We start from the raw sequence: 18,789 nt of genomic DNA on the forward strand, positions 1-18,789 counted from the left end.
CGGGCAGCGGACGCTGGTCGTGACAAGGCCACTGTGATGAAATGCGACCCCTCGCTTCTTCTCCCTGCCAAGCCTGTCGTGAAATCCCGCCTGATCCGCCAATTGCTGCTGCCACCGTTGATCATCCTGCTGATGGTCGGCCTGGGTTTTGCCGGCTATCTGATCAGCGAGAACAACGGCATCCGCACCCTGAGCGAAAACGGCGAGCGCCAGCTCGAGCTGCACGCGCGCACGGTCGAGAGCGAAATCAGCAAGTACACCTACCTGCCGAGCCTGCTGGAACTCGAAGACAGCGTCTCGCAACTGCTCACCAATCCCGACGGCGGTAACCGCCAGACCGTCAACGAATACCTCGAAGGCCTGAATCGGCGCAGCCGCAGCCGGGCGATCTTCGTCCTCGATACCAATGGCCGCGTCCAGGCCACCAGCAACTGGCGCGATGCCGACTCGTTTCTAGGCGAAGACCTGTCGTTCCGTGCCTATTTCCAGACTGCCGTGCGCGGCGAACCCGGGCGCTTCTACGGCATCGGTAGCACCACTGGGGAGGCCGGCTACTACCTGGCCCACGGCCTGGAAGAGCATGGCAAGATCATTGGCGTGGCGGTGATCAAGGTGCGCCTCGATACTCTCGAGGAACGCTGGCAGCGCGCCCGTCTGGAAGCCTTCGTCAGCGACGAGAACGGCATCATCATTCTCTCCAGCGATCCGGCCCGGCGCCTGAAGTCGGTGCGCCCGCTGACCCCGCAGATCAAAGAGCGCCTCGCCCGCAGCCTGCAATACTACTGGTGGCCGCTCAACGAGCTGCAGCCGCTGGATCGCGAAATCCTCGCCGACGGCGTGGAAAAACTCACCTTCCCGGCCAACAGCGAAATCGCACAGGGCAAGCCCCACGAAGTGGCGTACCTGGCCCAGACCCGGCGCTTGGTGGACACCCCCTGGCACTTCACGCTGCTCACCCCCCTGCAGGACCTACGCCGTGAATCCATGGTGCAGGGCATACTGGTCGGCGTAGCCTTCGCCTTGCTGGCCATCCTCGGCATTGCCTGGAACGAGCGGCGTAAGGTGATCGCCACCCGGCTGGCTGCTCGCGAAGCGCTGGAAGAAGCCAACAGCCAGCTGGAGCGGCGCATCACCGAGCGCACCGCCGACCTGCGCGCCAGCAATGAACGACTCAAGGGCCAGATCCGCGAGCGCCGCCATGCCGAGCAGACCCTGCGTCATGCCCAGGACGAATTGGTACAAGCCGGTAAACTGGCGGCCATCGGCCAGATGTCGACCAGTATCGCCCACGAACTGAATCAGCCGCTGGCCGCACTGCGCACGTTGTCGGGCAATACCGTGCGGTTTCTCGAGCGCGGCGCGCTGGACACCGCCAGCACCAACCTGCGCACCATGAACGACCTGATCGACCGTATGGGTCGGATCACCGCAAGCCTGCGCTCGTTCGCCCGACGCGCCGACGACAGCGGCCAGGCGTCCTTGGCCAAAGCCGTGGAGGCCAGCCTGCAGGTGCTGGGTAACCGTATCAGCGCCTGTCAGTTGCGCACGCACAGTCAGTTCGATGACGTGGGCCTGGCCATCGACCAGACCCGCCTGGAACAAATCCTGGTCAATCTCATCGGCAATGCCCTCGACGCCATGACCCACCAGCCGCAGCCGCAACTCTGGCTTGAAGGCGAGCTGCAGGGTGACAAGTACCGTCTGCGCGTGCGTGATAACGGCCACGGGATCGACAACGAGGCGCGCAAGCACCTGTTCGAGCCGTTCTTCACTACCAAGCCCGGCGAGCACGGCCTCGGCCTGGGCCTGACTCTCTCGGCGAGCCTGGCCGCCGCCGCCAAGGGCAGCCTGAACGTCGAGCACCCCGCCAGCGGCGGCACGGCATTCATCCTCGTCCTGCCCCTGACCAACCCCCTTCAGGAACCTGCGGAGCACCCATGAAGCCAACGCCTCTCACCGTCCTGATCGTCGAAGACGACCCGCATGTGTTGCTCGGCTGCCAACAGGCTCTGGCCCTGGAAGACATCGCCTGTGAAGGCGTCAGCAGCGCCGAGCAGGCCCTGGAGCGCATCGACGATGACTTCGCCGGCATCGTCGTCAGCGATATTCGCCTGCCCGGCATCGACGGCCTGGAGCTGCTCAATCGCCTCAAGGCTCGCGATCGTAGCCTGCCTGTGGTGTTGATCACCGGTCATGGCGATATCGACATGGCGGTCGGTGCCATGCGCAATGGCGCCTACGATTTCATGGAGAAACCGTTCTCCCCCGAACGCCTGGTCGACGTGGTACGCCGCGCCTTGGAGCAACGCGGGCTGTCGCGCGAAGTGTCGGCCCTGCGCCGGCAACTGGCCGAACAGGGCAGCCTGGAGGGCCGGATCATCGGTCGCTCGCCGGCCATGCAGCAGCTGCGCGAACTGATCGCCAACGTCGCCGACACCTCGGCCAACGTGCTGATCGAAGGGGAGACCGGTACTGGCAAGGAGCTGGTCGCACGCTGCCTGCACGACACCAGTCGACGCCAGGGCAAACCCTTCGTCGCCTTGAACTGCGGTGGGCTGCCGGAAAACCTGTTCGAAAGCGAAATTTTCGGCCACGAGGCCAACGCCTTCACCGGTGCCGGCAAGCGCCGCATCGGCAAGATCGAACACGCCAACGGCGGCACGCTGTTCCTCGACGAGGTCGAGAGCATGCCGATCAATCTGCAGATCAAGCTATTGCGTGTGCTGCAGGAACGTACCCTGGAGCGCCTGGGTTCGAACCAGAGCATCCCGGTGGATTGCCGGGTGATCGCCGCCACCAAGGCCGACCTCGATGCCCTGGGCCAGAGCGGCCAGTTCCGCAGCGATCTCTACTACCGCCTGAACGTGGTGACCCTGGAGCTGCCACCGCTGCGCGAGCGCCGGGAAGACATCCTGCAATTGTTCGAGCACTTCCTGCAGCAATCGGCATTGCGCTTCGACCGGGAGGTACCGACGCTCGACAGCCAGACCCTGTCGCGGTTGATGACCCATGACTGGCCGGGCAACGTGCGCGAACTGCGCAACGTCGCCGAGCGCTATGCCCTTGGCCTGCCGGCATTCAAGAAAGGGCCCAGCGGCAGTGCCAACCAGGGCTTGGGATTCGCCGAGGCGGTGGAGGCGTTCGAGCGCAACCTGCTGAGCGATGCATTGCAACGCACCGGTGGCAACCTCAGCCAGGCCAGCCAGGAGCTGGGCATGGCCAAGACCACCCTGTTCGACAAAGTGAAAAAATACGGCCTCGGCTGACCTCAACCTCTGCTGGATAGACGACGTGGACCTGGTTTTCAAAGCTGCCCTGGGCGCTGGCGTGGTGGTACTGCTGGCGATTCTGTCGAAGACGCGCAACTACTACATCGCGGGCCTGGTACCGCTGTTCCCGACCTTTGCCCTGATTGCCCACTATATCGTCGGCAAGGGGCGCGGCGTGGACGACCTGAAGACCACCATCGCTTTCGGCATGTGGTCGATCATTCCGTACTTCGTGTACCTGGCGACGCTGTATGTGCTGGTCGATCGCCTGCGCCTGGAGGCTTCGCTGGCCCTGGCCACGGTCGCCTGGCTGATGGCTGCGACGGTGCTGGTGACGCTGTGGGTGCGACTGCACTGAGGCAGCGCCGGCCTACAGCCCGGCCAGATGGGTCATGTCCTGCCGGTGCGCTTGCAGATAGGGCAGCACGGCCCCCAGCAAAGGCGCCTTGAACGGCTCCTGGAAGCGATGGGCCAAACCTGGAATCAGCCGCAGCTGGCTGCCCCGGATGTGCGCCGCCAGGTGCACGCCATGCATCACCGGCAGCAACGGATCGGCCGTGCCATGCACCACCAGGGTCGGCACCCGTAGTCGGTTGAGCAACTCGACCCTGCTCGGCTCGGCGAGAATCGCCATGATCTGCCGCTTCGCCCCTTCGGGATTGAACGCCCGATCGTAGGCCTCCGCGGCCTGTTGCAACAGCGCCTGACGATCATCCTGGACCTGGGGACTGCCCAGCGCTGCCAGCAGATCGGCCTGCTGCTCGATGGCCATCTCGCGGTTGGGCGCACTACGCCGGGCCAGTAGGGTGACCAGCGCCGGGGCAGGGGCCGGCAGCCCAGCTGCACCGGAGCTCGACATCACCAAGGTCAGGCTGTGCACCCGCTCAGGCGCCATGGCCGCCATGTGCTGGGCGATCATCCCGCCCATGCTCACGCCCAGCACGTGGAACTGACGGACTTCCAGTGCATCCATCAGGCCGAGGCCATCAGCGGCCATGTCGGTCAGGGTGTAGGGCGCAGCCACCGGCAGCCCCAGCTTGTAACGCAGCAGTTCGACGGTGAGGTTGGCCCCCGGTGGCGGCTGGTTCCAACGCGAAAGACCGACGTCGCGATTGTCATAGCGGATCACCCGGAAGCCTTGGCGGCACAAGGCCTCGACCACGTCGTCGGGCCAGTGGATCAACTGTCCGCCCAGCCCCATCACCAGCAGCAATGCCGGGTCACGGGGCGCGCCCACGCTCTGATAGACCAGGCTGACTGCGCCCACCTCGGCACGTTGCACCGTGACAGAGGTGTCGCAACGCTGTTCGGCGAACGCCGTGCAGGTGCTGAACAGAAAGAAGACAAAAGCAAGTAAAGCCCGCATGAAAAAACACCAGAATGCAGATCCCCAGTAGATCGGGAGTCTGATGAATTCCCGACGGTCGCGCTGCCACAGTTCAGTGACAGTTTGGTGACCGCTGCCGAGCGGTCAGCGACAAGCACCTGTCGACAGCGCCGCCAACATGAGGGAAACTCAACTTATCCCGTCTATCACCCTATTCTTGTTCCCGGAGTCAGCCGTGCTGGAGATGCGCCACCTGAAAACCCTTCATGCCCTGCGCGAAGCCGACAGCTTGGTGGAGGCCGCCGAGCGCCTGCACCTGACTCAGTCGGCGCTGTCGCACCAGTTCAAGGAGCTTGAAGAGCGTCTGGGCCTGCCGTTGTTCGTGCGCAAGACCAAGCCGATCCGCTTCACCAGTGCCGGATTGCGCCTGCTGCAATTGGCCGACGCCACCCTGCCGCTGCTGCGGGGTGCCGAACGCGACATTGCCCGGCTGGCCGGCGGCACCGCCGGACGCCTGCACATGGCCATCGAATGCCACAGCTGCTTCCAGTGGCTGATGCCGACCATCGACCAGTTCCGCGACGCCTGGCCTGAGGTCGAGTTGGACCTGGCCTCGGGCTTCGCTTTCGCCCCCCTGCCCGCCTTGGCTCGCGGCGACCTGGATCTGGTGGTGACGTCCGATCCCCTGGACCTGGCAGGCATCACTTACGTGCCGCTGTTCACCTACGAAGCCATGCTGGCGGTGGCCAACCAGCATCCGCTGGCGAACAAACCCTACATCGTGCCTCAGGACCTGATCGACCAGACGTTGATCACCTATCCAGTGGAACGCGATCGCCTGGATATCTTCACCCGGTTCCTCGAACCCGCCGACATCGAGCCGGCTGCGGTACGCACCTCGGAACTGACGGTGATGATGATGCAGTTGGTGGCCAGCGGCCGTGGCGTGTGCGGCATGCCGCACTGGGCATTGCACGAGTACAGTTCGCGCGGCTACGTGAAAGGCAAGCGCCTCGGCGAAAAAGGCCTGTTCGCCACACTCTACGCAGCGGTGCGCACCGACATGCTCGATGCGCCGTACATGCGCGACTTCCTGCTGACCGCCAAGGACACCTCGTTCGCCACCCTCGACGGCGTCAGCGCAGTGCGCTGATGGCCTGGCGGTACAACGGAAGGATCAGGTCACGGGTCAGTGGCGCCAGCTCCAGGGCCGGCACCTGATCGGGGGCCAACCAGAACACTTCCTCGATTTCCGCAGCGGGGGTGACCACGGCATCGGTCTCGACCCGATACAACTGCGCCTGTACCTCGAAACCCGGCTCGTTGGCCGCAGGGGCGCTGAACTGGCCCAGATGGACAGCCTGGGCCGGGTCGATGCACAGGCCGAGCTCTTCGTGCAGCTCGCGCGCCAGGGCCTGGACTGCCGTCTCCCCTGCATCGATCTTGCCACCGGGTTGCATGAAGGCCTGGGTGCCGCGCTTGCGCACCAGCAGGGTGCGACCTTGAGAGTCGATCAGCAGGGCGGCGGCGATGCGAATGGTGTTGGGCATGAGGAGCTCGCTGGACAGAAGTGAAGAGGCGCAGCAGTCTACCGTGATCCGCGACGAACGGCCCCTTGCTAAAACCGGTCGTTCCCACCATAACCACTCTATGAACCTGCCAGCTCACCAACACCCGGTGCTCGAGCTGTTCCACCCAGCCGTCGGCGCCTGGTTCCGTCGCCATTTCGCCACGGTCACCGACGCCCAAGCCCGCGCCTGGCCGCTGATCCATGCCGGCCAGTCGATGCTGCTCGCCGCCCCGACCGGTTCGGGCAAGACCCTCAGCGCTTTTCTCGCGGTCCTGGACGAGCTGTTTCGCCAGGGCTTGGCCCACGGCGGCGAGCTGCCCGCACGCACCCAGGTGGTCTATGTCTCGCCGCTCAAGGCACTGTCCAACGATATCCGCTTGAATCTGCAAGCCCCGCTGGAAGGCATCGGCCAGGTCCTCACCGAGCAAGGCCTGCCGGCACCGCACATCACCACCGCGGTGCGCACCGGCGATACTCCGCAGAAGGAGCGGGCCGCCATGCGTAAGCTGGCTCCGCACATCCTGGTGACCACTCCTGAATCGCTGTATGTGCTGATGGGATCGGCCTCCGGTCGCCAGGGGCTGGCCGACGTGCGCACGGTGATCGTCGACGAGATCCACGCCTTGGCCGGCAACAAGCGCGGTTGTCACCTGGCATTGACCCTGGAGCGCCTGCAAAGCCTGTGCGGCCGACCGCTGCGGCGCATCGGGCTGTCCGCCACCCAGCGCCCGGTCGAACGGGTGGCGCAGTTTCTGGTTGGCCAGCAACGGCCATGCGCGATCGTCGACGTCGGCCATGCGCGCCAACGCGACCTGGCCATCGAGGTACCACCTGTACCACTGGGCGCGGTCATGGCCACCGATGTCTGGAACCTGGTGTACGACCGCCTGGCGGCCCTGGCCCGCGAACACCGCACGACGCTGGTATTCGTCAACACTCGCCGCCTGGCCGAGCGCCTGACCCGCCACCTCAGCGACCGTCTGGGCAAGGACGCAGTCGCCGCGCATCACGGCAGCCTGGCCAAGGAGCTGCGTCTGGAGGCCGAACAACGCCTGAAGAATGGCCAGTTGCAGGTGCTGGTGGCGACCGCTTCGCTGGAGCTGGGCATCGACATCGGCGATGTCGACCTGGTCTGCCAGATCGCCTCGCCGGGCTCGATTGCCGCATTCCTGCAGCGCGTCGGCAGGTCCGGCCACCAAGTCGAGGGCATTCCCAAGGGACGCCTGTTCCCCACCTCGCGGGACGACTTGATCGAATGCGTGGCGCTGCTCGACTGCATCGGCCGGGGCGAACTCGACCAGTTGCACATTCCCAAGGCGCCGTTGGACGTGCTCGCCCAGCAGATCGTGGCCGAGACCAGCAACCACCCCTGGGCCGAGCAGGCGCTGTTCGATTGCCTGCGTCAGGCCACCCCCTACGCCGACCTTGACCTTGCTCACTACCAGGCTCTGTTGCACATGCTCGCCGAGGGCTACAACGGTCGCCAGGGCGTGCGTAGCGCCTACCTGCACCGCGATGCCGTCAGCGGCATGCTGCGCGGGCGCCGGGGCAGCCAGCTGACCGCCTTGACCAGTGGCGGGACCATTCCCGAAACCGCCGACTATGCCGTGCTACTCGAACCCCAGGCGCTGAACATCGGCAGCGTCAACGAGGACTTCGCCGTGGAGAGCATCGCCGGCGATATCTTTCAGCTGGGCAATGCTTCTTACCGCATCCTGCGCGTGGAGCCAGGGCGCGTGCGCGTGGAGGACGCCCACGGGCTGCCGCCGACCATCCCATTCTGGCTTGGCGAAGCACCGGGGCGCAGTGACGAACTGTCCGCCGCCGTGGCGCGGCTGCAGGCTCGCCTCGATGAGCAGTTGACACTGGCCGGTGGCGACTGCGCGCAGGTGCTGGCCTGGCTGCAGGCGACCTTCGCATTGGGCGAGGACAGCGCCAGCCAACTGCTCGACTACCTGGGGCGTACCCGCGAAGTGCTCGGTGCCCTGCCGTCCCAGCAAACCTTGGTGATGGAGCGCTTTTTCGACGAGTCCGGCGGTACCCAGCTGATCATCCATTCGCCCTACGGCAGCCGGATCAACAGGGCCTGGGGGCTGGCCTTGCGCAAGCGCTTCTGCCGCACCTTCAACTTCGAGCTGCAGGCGGCAGCCAGCGAGGATGCGATCGTCTTGTCGCTGTCGACCAGTCACAGTTTCGAACTGGACGAGGTGTGGCGTTACCTGAACAGCCGCAGCGCCGAAGCCATTCTGATCCAGGCGCTGCTCGACGCGCCGTTGTTCGGCGTGCGCTGGCGCTGGAACGCCGCCGTGGCCATGGCCTTGCCGCGCTATGTGGGCGGTCGCAAGGTGGCGCCGCAGATCCAGCGGATGAAAAGCGAAGACCTGATCGCCGCGGTGTTCCCCGACCAGATCGCTTGCCTGGAAAACCTCGCCGGCGAGCGGGAGATTCCCGAACATCCCCTGGTGGAACAGACACTCGACGATTGCTTGCACGAAGCGATGGACAGCGAAGGCTGGCTGGCCCTGTTGCGGCGCATGGAGCGTGGTGAAGTGCGCCTGCTCAGCCGCGACCTGCCCGCCCCTTCGCCGCTGGCCTCGGCCATTCTCAATGCGCGTCCCTATGCCTTCCTGGACGATGCGCCGCTGGAGGAGCGGCGCACCCAGGCGGTGCTCAACCGGCGCTGGAACGAGGTGCACAGCGGCGACGATCTGGGCGCGCTGGACGCCGATGCGATCGCTGCCGTGGCCATGGAAGCCTGGCCACAACCCAACGGGGCGGATGAGATGCACGAAGCCCTGATGAGCCTGGGCGCTATCAGCCAGGATGAAGTCCAGGCCAACCCCAGCTGGGATCTGCTACTGCGGCAACTGGCCAAGGGCGGACGTGCCCTGCGTCTGGCGCAACACAAACTGTGGCTGGCCCGTGAGCGGCAGAACCTGTTGCAGGCGCTATATCCCAACCTGCCGATGGAGCCCGCGCTGGAGCTGCTACCTGGTTTTGACCAAGTCATCGACCCCGACACCGCACTGTGCGAACTGCTGCGCGCGCGCCTGAGCGGACATGGCCCCATGACCCTGACGCAGATTGCCGCGCCGTTGGGCAAATCCGGACCTGCAATCGAACAGGCTCTGGCTCGCCTGGAAGCCGAAGGCTATGTGCTGCGCGGCCATTTCACCCCAGGACAGGCCAATGTGCAGTGGTGCGAACGCCACCTGTTGGCGCGCATCCATCGTTACACGGTCAAACGCCTGAGGCGGGAGATCGAACCGGTCAGCCTGCAGGACTTCATGCGCTTTCTCTTCGACTGGCAGCATCTGGCCGGCGCCGAGCGCTTGCGTGGGCCTCAGGCGGTGGCCGAGGTGCTGGGCCAGTTGCAGGGTTTTCCCAGTGCGGCGGGGGCGTGGGAGGCCGAGCTGCTGCCAGCACGAATCGCCGACTATAGCCCGCATTGGCTCGATGAGGCCTGCCGCAGCGGCCAGTTCAGCTGGTGTCGGCTGGCGACGAGCGTGTCCAGCAGCACCTTGTCCAGTACACCGCTGGTACTGCTGCCAAGGGAACACCTGGGCTATTGGCGCAGCCTCGCTCCGGCTGTCGCGCCGGACACTCTGGGCGCCCGGGCGCAACGTGTGCATGGCGTATTGCTGGAGCAAGGGGCGTTGTTCTTCGATGAACTGAGCCAGGAGGCCCACCTGTTGCCCAGCGAGCTCGAAACCGCCCTGCAGGCGCTGGTCGGTGCCGGGCTGGTCGGTGCCGACAGCTTCAGCGGCCTGCGCAGCCTGATCACGCCGGCGGCTAAACGCTCATCGCGCAATAGCCGGCGCGGCCACGCGCCACTCGCCAGCAGCATGGCCCACGCTGGGCGTTGGGCCCTGCTGCGCCGGGGTTCAGGTACGCTGGACGAGCAGCAGCGGTTGGAGCATATCGCCCATGCGCTGCTGCGCCGCTATGGGGTGATCTGCTGGCGGCTGTTGGAGCGCGAAAGCGATGTACTGCCGCCCTGGCGCGACCTGCTGCGCTGCTATCACCGTCTGGAGGCACGCGGCGAGATCCGCGGCGGGCGCTTCATCGCTGGGCTGGCTGGCGAGCAATTCGCCCTGCCGGAGGCCGTCGGCTTGCTCAGGCAGGTCCGTCGGCGCGCGCCCGACGGCGCACTGACGGTAATCAGCGCCAGTGATCCCTTGAACCTGGTCGGCTCATTGCTGCCTGGGACGAAGGTTCCGGCAATCGGCGGCAACCGCTTGCTGTACCGCGACGGGCTGCCAGTGGCGACACGGGTTGCCGGGCACTACGCCTACCTGGTCGACGCACCGCCCATTGAACAGGAGAGCTGGCGGCAGAAGCTGCTGCGCGACACGCTTTGAGCCCTTTCATCCGCGAATGATTTTCGCTACCGCGATTTTTAATTTTCAACCGCCGCCCATCCCGGCTATGGTCGGGGTTTGCCCAGGCCCTGAGCCTGACCGAGCCATCGCAAGGACCCTGTATGAGCCTGTCACTTCTCAGTCGCTATGCCGTCTTCGCCGCCTGTGTGTTGTTCACCCTGGCCAGTCTGCCGCTGTTGCACCACGAATGGCTGTGGCCCTTCACCCTGACCACCGGCGTTCTCAGCCTGATCGGCCTGTTCGACCTGCTGCAGACCCGCCACGCGGTGCGTCGCAACTATCCGATCCTCGGCAATATCCGCTACCTGGTCGAAGGCATCCGCCCAGAGATCCGCCAATACCTGCTCGAGGCTGATAGCGAGGCCTTGCCGTTCTCCCGCGCGCAGCGCTCGTTGGTGTACGCGCGGGCCAAGAACGAAGGGGCGGACAAGCCCTTCGGTACCCTGATCGACGTGTACCAGTCGGGCTTCGAGTTCATCGGCCACTCCATGCGGCCGGCCCCGCTGTCCGACCCGGCGAGCTTTCGCATCATCATCGGCGGGCCGCAGTGCACCCAACCTTACTCGGCCTCGATCTTCAACATCTCGGCGATGAGTTTCGGCGCCCTCAGCGCCAACGCCATCCGTGCCCTCAACGAAGGCGCCAAGCTCGGCAACTTCGCCCACGACACCGGCGAGGGCAGCATCAGCCCGTACCACCGAGAACACGGCGGTGACCTGGTCTGGGAACTGGGCAGCGGTTATTTCGGTTGCCGCACCGCCGATGGGCGATTCGACCCACAGCGCTTCGCTGAACAGGCGCGCAACCCCCAGGTGCGGATGATCGAGATCAAGATGAGCCAAGGCGCCAAGCCAGGCCATGGCGGCATCCTGCCCAAGCACAAGGTGACTCAGGAAATCGCCGAGACCCGTGGCGTGCTGATGGGCGAGGACTGCATTTCGCCTTCGCGCCACAGCGCGTTTTCCACACCGGTCGAGATGATGCACTTCATCGCCCAACTGCGTGAGTTGTCTGAAGGCAAGCCGGTGGGCTTCAAACTGTGCCTGGGCCATCCCTGGGAGTTCATGGGCATCGCCAAGGCCATGCTCGAGACCGGCATCCTGCCCGACTTCATCGTCATCGATGGCAAGGAAGGCGGCACCGGCGCAGCACCGGTGGAGTTCACCGACCACATCGGCGTACCGCTGCGCGAGGGCTTGCTGTTCGTGCACAACACCCTGGTCGGCCTCAACCTGCGCGACAAGATCAAGCTCGGCGCCAGCGGCAAGATCGTCAGCGCCTTCGACATCGCCAGCGTACTGGCCATCGGCGCCGACTGGGCGAACTCGGCGCGTGGCTTCATGTTCGCCATCGGTTGCATCCAGTCGCAAAGCTGTCATACCAACAAGTGCCCGACCGGCGTGGCCACCCAGGACCCCCTGCGCCAGCGTGCGCTGGTGGTGCCGGACAAGGCGCAACGGGTGCTGAACTTCCACCACAACACCCTGCGCGCACTGGCCGAAATGCTCGCTGCGGCAGGGCTGGAGCACCCGGCGCAACTGGAGGCCAAGCACCTGGTCCGACGCGTGTCGGCCACCGAGATCAAGCTGTTCTCGCAGATGCATGTGTTTCTCAAACCCGGCGAGTTGCTGACCGGCGAGATCGACGGCGAGTTCTATTCGCGGATGTGGCGGATGGCGAGGGCCGACAGTTTCGAACCGTTATCGGCTTGAATGGGCGAAGCCAGGACGATCTGCGGGGACGGCGAACAACACGGTGCGCAAGCTACCGTCCTGCACGGTCTCGAGTGGCTTCCACACTGCGTCGAGTTGGTCTTCCAACGCGGACCGCGACTTTTGCGACACCAGCCAGACCCTCCGGTAGCGCCCCAGCAGGCGTATCGGGTCCGCCACATAGATTGCGGGGGATCTGCCGTAGAGCAACGAATAGACGCCAAAGGTCGCGGGGTGCGTGCCACTGCTGTCGGGCGGATTCTGGGTGTAGAGCAATACTTCCTGCCCAGTTTCGTTATAGAACTCGGTCGTGTAGAGGATCCAATAATCAGCGGCCAATATCGCATCGCCGGGCCGCCATTGGGCATTGATCCGGGCCATCACCGGCCCCGGCGTCTGCGCGACCTGTCGTTCGTAGTAGCGCGCCAGATGGACACCTTCGAACACCAGAATGGCGGTAAGGCAAGCGATCCCCCATGACTTGCGGACGGTCACGACGGCAATGGCCAGCACCAGTGGCAGCCCCAGGAGCGCATAAAGCATATAGCGGTGCATATAGGTCGGCGACACCGCCCAGGTCAGCACCACCGGGATGAAGCAGTAGCCCAGCAGCAACAGACCTGCTCGCAAGCCCTGGGGACCTTGCCGCCAGACGCGGATCGCCGCGACCGACAGCACCGCAACCAACATCAGACTTGGCAGGAGTGGAACCGGCAAGTTCTGATCGAATGCCGAGAAGGCAAACCAGGGCGCGTCTATCAAGGTCAGCGGATCGCGCTGGGCACCGCTCACGAAGCTGACGTCCTGGGTCAGCCACAGCGATACCATTTGCCGGTTTTCCCATTGAAAAAGCAGATGGGGTAACCAAGGCAGGTAACCCAGCAGCATGACCAAGTGACAGATCCACCAGGCGCGTGATCTGCCAAGGCTGCCTTCACGGATTCCACTGACACCCAGGACGAACGCCCAATGCGCCAGTACACAAGGCGCCGCAAGATAATGCGTGTACATCGCGGCCAACATCATGCAGCCATAGCCTGCCAAGTAATGCGTTCGCCGAGTGCTTGCCCAGCGCCACAACAGATAGGTCGCGGTCATCAAGCACAGGCCCACCAAGGCGTACATCCGCACCTGCTGGCTGTACCAGACCGCGGCAGGCAGCACAGCGAGCAGCAACCCACCGATCACGGCTGCACGCCAGTTGCCCAAGCGCCAGGTCAGCAACATGGCCATGCCTACGGTGGCCGTGCCGATGACCACGCTCAACCCACGGACGGCGTACTCGCCACTGCCGAACATCAGCATCCAGTAGTGCAGGATCACGTAGTAAAGCGGAGGATGGACATCCCGAGTGGTGTGGAAAATGATCTGCGCGACGGGTAACTGCCCGAGGCGGATGCTATACGCCTCGTCAAGCCAGATCAGTGGCAAGCTCAGTTGATAGACACGCACGACCAGCGCAACAAGCAGGATGCCGGCAACCAGGAAAACCCGCCCGCGGCGGCTCGATCTTGCTGTCGCTTCCAACCCAACTCTCCCTGACTTGCGCTGGCGGGTACATTAGGCAAAGTCCGGCCGAATGTGCTACTGGCAGAAATACCAGTTGCCAGGCATCGACCATCCAACTAGGTGTTTCTCCCCTTTCCACAATTTTTTCACCTCACCCCGCCAACGTCTAAGCTTCAGTCAAGCAAGACGAAAACACCTGGCCGGATTGAAGACTATGGGCGCACTGTGGCAATCGGAACCAAGCAGAACGGAAGCACCCACGACACCTCAGGCCGAAGCGCCACAGCCCAAGTCACCCCGTCAGCGCCGGCTGTGGTGGCGGCTGATCCTGCTGATCCTGCTGGTGGCGTTCGTCGCCATCGGATTCGCCGCCTATGACGAGTTCCGCACCTCGGAACTGCAGTCGCGCGAGTTCAGCCGCCTGGCCAGCACCCTGACCTACTCCCTGGAGCCTGGCCCCAGCGATGCCATCGTGTACCCCGGCGAAGGCCCGTTCGACAAACGCCTGGGCTACAGCGCGCTGGGCGAATTTCTTCCGCGCCTGCTCAAGCGCGACTACCTGATCAGCGACCAAGTCAAGTTTTCACCGGCCCTGATGAGCTATGTCGAGCACGGCCTGTTCCCACCCTTCATCGAGAAAAGCCAGGCGGGCCTGTCGATCACCGATTGCCGAGGCGAATCGCTCTACCAGTACAATTACCCGCAGCACGTCTACCCCAATTTCGCCGCCATCCCGCCAGTGATGGTCAACAGCCTGCTGTTCATCGAGAACCGCGACTTGCTGGACGCCCAGGACCCGCGCAACAACCCGGCAGTGGACTGGCCTCGTTTCGCCAAGGCTGCCTACAGCCAGGTCGCCAAGTACCTTGCCCTGCCTGGCCAGTCTGCCGGGGGCAGTACCCTGGCGACACAACTGGAGAAGTACCGTCACTCGCCCGACGGCCTGACCGTCTCGGGCGCCGAGAAGATTCGCCAGATGATTTCCGCCAGCGTGCGCGCCTATCAGGGCGGCCCGGACACCACCGAGGCACGCCAGCGCATCGTCCGCGACTACCTCAACAGCGTGCCGCTGTCGGCGGTGCCGGGGCACGGCGAGGTGCATGGCATGGCCGAAGGCCTTCGGGTGTGGTACGGCGCCGACTTCGACAAGGTCAACCAGGCCCTGACCTCGACCGCCAGCGACGCCGAAAGCATGGCGGCACGTGGCCTGGCCCTGCGCGAGGTGCTGTCACTGATGATCGCCCAACGTCGGCCGTCTTATTACCTGTCCAAGGGCCGCATCGACCTGGCCGAACTCACCGACTCGCACATTCGCGTGCTGGCCGCCAACCATGTGATCGACCAGCCGCTGGCCGACGCGGCACTGGCCAGCAAAGCGGTTTACCGCGACTGGGTGGCCCAGCCGACCATCGTCCCGATCGTCACCAACAAGGGCATCAGCCTGGCCCGCAACCGCCTGGCAGGCATGCTCAACCGACCTCTCTACGACCTCGACCGCCTCGATCTGTCAGCCACCAGTACCTTGCAGGCCGACCTGCAGGTGCAGGTCAGCCAGTACCTGAGAAACCTCGCCGACCCCGAGTTCGCCGGGCAGTTGGGGCTGATCGGCGAGCGCCTGCTGACTGCCAAGACCACGGACAAGGTGAGCTACAGCTTTACCCTGTTCGAGCGCACCGCCGATGGCTCACGGGTACGGGTGCAAACCGACAGTACCGACCAGCCCTTCGATATCAACGAAGGCAGCAAACTAGAGCTCGGTTCGACCGCCAAGCTCCGCGTGCTCACCACCTACCTGGAAATCATCGCCGAGTTGCACGACAAATACGCCGGCAAGCCACCTGCCGAGCTGAAGAAGGTCGAGGTCGCCGACCTCGATCGCATCACCCAGTGGTCGCTGGAGTGGCTGGCGCTCAACAGCAAGAACCAGAGCCTTGACGCCATTCTCGACGCGGCGCTCGAACGCAAATACTCGGCCAACACCGGCGAAGCGTTCTTCACCGGTGGCGGCATGCACGTGTTCAACAACTTCCGCAAAGAGGACAACGGCCGCAACCCGACGCTCAAGGATGCCCTGCGCGAATCGATCAACCTGCCCTTCATCCGCCTGATGCGTGACCTCGTGCGTTACGTCACCTACCAGCAGCCGTACAACCGAGTACCGCTGCTCAAGGATGATTCCGATCCACGCCGCCAGGAGTACCTGGCGCGCTTCGCCAACAAGGAAGGCAGCACCTACCTGATGCGCTTCTGGAGAAAATACCAGCGCAAGACTTCCCAGCAGCGTCTGGATACCTTCCTCGACAGCATGCGGGTCACGCCGCAGCGACTGGCTGCAGTGCACCGCTACCTGTTCCCGGAGGCCGGGCAGGACACCTTCAACGCCTTCGTTCGCGCACACAGCAAGGACGACAAGGCAGCCCAGGCCAAACTCACCGACAGCCGCCTGGTGGAGATGTACGACGCTTACGGCCCAGGCAGGTACAACCTGCCCGACCAGGGCTTCATCGCCAAGGTCCACCCGCTCGACCTCTGGCTGCTGGGCTACCTGCTGAAGAACCCCAGCGCCACCCTCACCGAAATGCTCAACGCCAGTTACTTCGAACGCCAGGAGGTCTACGGCTGGTTGTTCAAGAGCCGCCACCAAGGCGCACGCGATAGCCGCATCCGCACCATGGTCGAGATCGAAGCCTTCACCGAGATCCACCAACGCTGGAAACGCGTAGGCTACCCCTTCGACCACCTGGTGCCCTCATTGGCCACCGCCATTGGCAGTTCCGGCGACCGCCCTGCCGCCCTCTCCGAGCTGGTCGGCATCATCCAGAACGATGGCGTGCGCCTGCCGACGCTGCGCATCGACACGCTGCACTTCGCTGCCAATACGCCTTATGAGACCAAACTGATCAGCGATCCGGACCGGGGTCAGCGCATCCTGCCGGTGGAAGTGGCGCGGGCTCTGAAAGGTGCGATGTCGCAGGTGGTCGATGCCGGTACCGCGCGGCGTATTTCCGGCAGTTTCAAGCTGCAGGACGGCACCCCGCTGGTCATGGGCGGCAAGACCGGAACCGGCGATAACCGTATCGAGAGTTTCGGCGCCGGCGGTCGGTTGATCGGCTCGCGTTCGCTCAACCGGACCGCCACGTTCGTGTTCTACCTGGGCGACAACCACTTCGGCACCCTTACCGCCTTCGTCCCAGGCAGAAGCGCCGAGGCCTTCACGTTCACCTCGGCGCTGCCGGTGCAAGTGCTCAAGGGCATGGCACCGATCCTCATGCCCTATTTGCAACCTGGCAACCCGAACGAATGCAAACCGCCCCAGGTGGCGATGCATTCGGCCAACCCATCGAAAAGCTAGATGATAATCATCAGCATTCTGGGGCTTGTGTTTAGATATATCTTGAGTAATATCTTCCGATATATCTAAACACACACGGAGCCTCTGCCCATGCGCGACCCTTACGCCCATGACCCTCTGGAGCGCCGCCCAGGGCGGGGTGAGCGCGGCCCTCGGGTCTTCGCCCCTGGCGACCTCAAGCTGCTGATCCTGTCGATGCTGGCCGAGCAGCCGGGACACGGCTACGACCTGATCCGCCAAATCGAAAAACTCTTCGATGGCAGCTACAGCCCCAGCCCGGGGGTCATTTATCCCACCCTCAACTTCCTCGAAGAAGCCGAGTTGATCAGCGGCCAGGTGCAAGGCAGCAAACGCCTGTATGGCATCACCGATGCTGGCCGCCAGGCTCTGACCGAACAGGCCGTCGCCCTGGATGGGGTACGCATGCGCATCGATGTCAGCAAGCGAGCCCTGCGTGGGCATGACCGTCCGCCAGAAATCCACGAGGCGGTGGGCAACCTCCGCCATGCCCTGCACATGCACAGTGGCCACTGGACCCCCGAAGAAATCGAACGGGTCCGTGGCCTGCTCAACGAAACCGCCAAGGCCATCGCCTCCGGGCCAGCCGCACCCGTCACGGAGATCCCCCATGAGTGACACCATTCATCGCGTCAACCACGAAATCCGTCGCCGTCGCCTGCAAGTGCTGCGCGTCACCGATCTGACCCCGCGCATGCGCCGTATCACTTTGGGCGGCCCCGAGCTGCAGGGTTTCATCAGCCTGGGCAGCGATGACCACGTCAAGCTGCTGTTTGCCGAAACGCCTGAGCAACAACAGGCCCTGGAGGCAGGCGGCCTGGGCCGGGACGGCGGCGTGCGGCCGACCATGCGCGAATACACACCGCGACGAATCGACCTTACGATCAACGAGCTGGACATCGATTTCGTACTGCACGGCGACGGCCCTGCCTCGACGTGGGCGGCCCAGGCGGCTCCGGGGCAGGAGTTGAACATCGCCGGACCACGGGCCTCGATGGTGGTACCGGATATCTTCGACAGCTATCTGCTGATCGGCGACGAAACCGCCATTCCGGCCATAGGTCGGCGCCTTGAGGAACTGCCCGCGGGCCGCAAGGTGCTGGCGGTAATCCAGATCGAGGACGACCAGGAGCGCCAGCCGCTACCAAGCCAGGCGCAGCTCGAGGTGCTCTGGGTGAAACGTGGGGAGAACCTGCTGGCGCTGATCGAGTCGCTGCCTCTGCCCGATGGCAAGTTGTATAGCTGGGTGGCCCTGGAGAAATCCCTGACCCGCCAGGTCAAGGCGCTGCTGCTGGACCGGGGCGTGGCGGACGACGCGCTCAAGGCCGCAGCTTACTGGCGCGCCGATGGGGGGGCCGACGACGCGTGAGGCATCGGTGCCCGTAGCGGCTTCGCCGGCTGACCTGCACCCGCGGTGGACCGCTACACACTTGGTTCTTCGCGGGGTGTCGGGGAGTTGGCTTGGCTTGGCTTGGCTTGGCATTTAGATCGTGAGTTGATCCATTGTGTGTAGCGGCGCTACTGGCCCCTTCCGCCTTTACGGCGGGTCCCTTTTGTCTTGGCAAAAAGGGACGCAAAACCGCTTGCTCCTGCATCCGGCCCTCCGCTTCGCTACGGGTCCCCTCGCTACGGCGCCTTCCGGGCCCGCGC

Annotated in this window: 12 protein-coding genes; 9 read left to right on the forward strand and 3 right to left on the reverse strand. The window is 64.4% G+C overall.

Going from position 1 to position 18,789, the window contains the following annotated elements:
* Positions 1-36 precede the first annotated feature (36 nt).
* Genes E2H86_RS23155 through E2H86_RS23165 form a run of 3 tightly spaced genes read left to right on the forward strand, consistent with a single transcriptional unit; the run spans position 37 to position 3,627 of the window.
* The gene (locus tag E2H86_RS23155) at positions 37-1,941 is read left to right on the forward strand and encodes a sensor histidine kinase (protein ID WP_133331851.1); all 1,905 of its coding nucleotides are present in this window, start codon (positions 37-39) and stop codon (positions 1,939-1,941) included.
* On the forward strand, positions 1,938-3,266 hold the full coding sequence (locus E2H86_RS23160) for a sigma-54-dependent transcriptional regulator (protein ID WP_133331852.1): 1,329 nt from the start codon (positions 1,938-1,940) through the stop codon (positions 3,264-3,266). The genes E2H86_RS23155 and E2H86_RS23160 overlap by 4 nt, the downstream gene beginning before the upstream one ends.
* A gap of 25 nt (positions 3,267-3,291) precedes the next feature.
* Positions 3,292-3,627, forward strand: coding sequence for a GlpM family protein (locus E2H86_RS23165; protein WP_133331853.1), 336 nt, complete (start codon positions 3,292-3,294; stop codon positions 3,625-3,627).
* Positions 3,628-3,639: 12 nt separating this feature from the next.
* Here E2H86_RS23165 and E2H86_RS23170 read toward each other — a convergent pair whose 3' ends face one another.
* Complete coding sequence (locus E2H86_RS23170) at positions 3,640-4,635, reverse strand: alpha/beta fold hydrolase (protein WP_133331854.1); 996 nt, start codon at positions 4,633-4,635, stop codon at positions 3,640-3,642.
* 196 nt (positions 4,636-4,831) lie between these two features.
* Here E2H86_RS23170 and metR point away from each other — a divergent pair, with 196 nt between their 5' ends.
* Positions 4,832-5,749: a transcriptional regulator MetR gene (gene metR, locus E2H86_RS23175; RefSeq protein WP_133331855.1), complete on the forward strand. Its 918-nt coding sequence runs from the start codon at positions 4,832-4,834 to the stop codon at positions 5,747-5,749.
* Here metR and E2H86_RS23180 read toward each other — a convergent pair.
* Positions 5,733-6,146 (reverse strand): NUDIX hydrolase, encoded by a 414-nt coding sequence (locus E2H86_RS23180; RefSeq protein ID WP_133331856.1) that lies wholly within the window; start codon positions 6,144-6,146, stop codon positions 5,733-5,735. The genes metR and E2H86_RS23180 overlap by 17 nt on opposite strands.
* A 100-nt stretch (positions 6,147-6,246) precedes the next feature.
* Between E2H86_RS23180 and E2H86_RS23185 the strand changes: the two genes are divergently transcribed.
* Positions 6,247-10,527 carry a DEAD/DEAH box helicase gene (locus tag E2H86_RS23185; protein ID WP_133331862.1) on the forward strand — a complete coding sequence of 1,427 codons (4,281 nt, stop codon included), beginning with the start codon at positions 6,247-6,249 and terminating at the stop codon, positions 10,525-10,527.
* A 122-nt stretch (positions 10,528-10,649) separates the two neighbouring features.
* The gene (locus E2H86_RS23190; RefSeq protein WP_133331857.1) at positions 10,650-12,260 is read left to right on the forward strand and encodes an FMN-binding glutamate synthase family protein; all 1,611 of its coding nucleotides are present in this window, start codon (positions 10,650-10,652) and stop codon (positions 12,258-12,260) included.
* On the opposite strand, the gene E2H86_RS23195 is transcribed toward E2H86_RS23190, so the two are convergent.
* Complete coding sequence (locus E2H86_RS23195) at positions 12,249-13,712, reverse strand: glycosyltransferase family 39 protein (RefSeq protein WP_133331858.1); 1,464 nt, start codon at positions 13,710-13,712, stop codon at positions 12,249-12,251. The genes E2H86_RS23190 and E2H86_RS23195 overlap by 12 nt on opposite strands.
* Positions 13,713-13,983: 271 nt before the next feature.
* Here E2H86_RS23195 and E2H86_RS23200 point away from each other — a divergent pair, with 271 nt between their 5' ends.
* The 3 genes from E2H86_RS23200 to E2H86_RS23210 all read left to right on the forward strand — a co-directional run bounded on the left by E2H86_RS23200 (position 13,984) and on the right by E2H86_RS23210 (position 18,508).
* Positions 13,984-17,121, forward strand: a complete 3,138-nt coding sequence (locus tag E2H86_RS23200) for a transglycosylase domain-containing protein (protein WP_133331859.1) — start codon at positions 13,984-13,986, stop codon at positions 17,119-17,121.
* A 90-nt stretch (positions 17,122-17,211) separates the two neighbouring features.
* The gene (locus tag E2H86_RS23205; RefSeq protein WP_133331860.1) at positions 17,212-17,757 is read left to right on the forward strand and encodes a PadR family transcriptional regulator; all 546 of its coding nucleotides are present in this window, start codon (positions 17,212-17,214) and stop codon (positions 17,755-17,757) included.
* Entirely contained in the window at positions 17,750-18,508 is a 759-nt protein-coding gene (locus E2H86_RS23210) for a siderophore-interacting protein (RefSeq protein ID WP_133331861.1), read from the forward strand. Before E2H86_RS23205 ends, E2H86_RS23210 begins: the two co-directional genes overlap by 8 nt.
* The last annotated feature ends 281 nt before the right edge of the window (positions 18,509-18,789 follow it).

Source organism: Pseudomonas putida (genome assembly GCF_004357765.1).
Lineage (GTDB): Bacteria > Pseudomonadota > Gammaproteobacteria > Pseudomonadales > Pseudomonadaceae > Aquipseudomonas > Aquipseudomonas putida_U.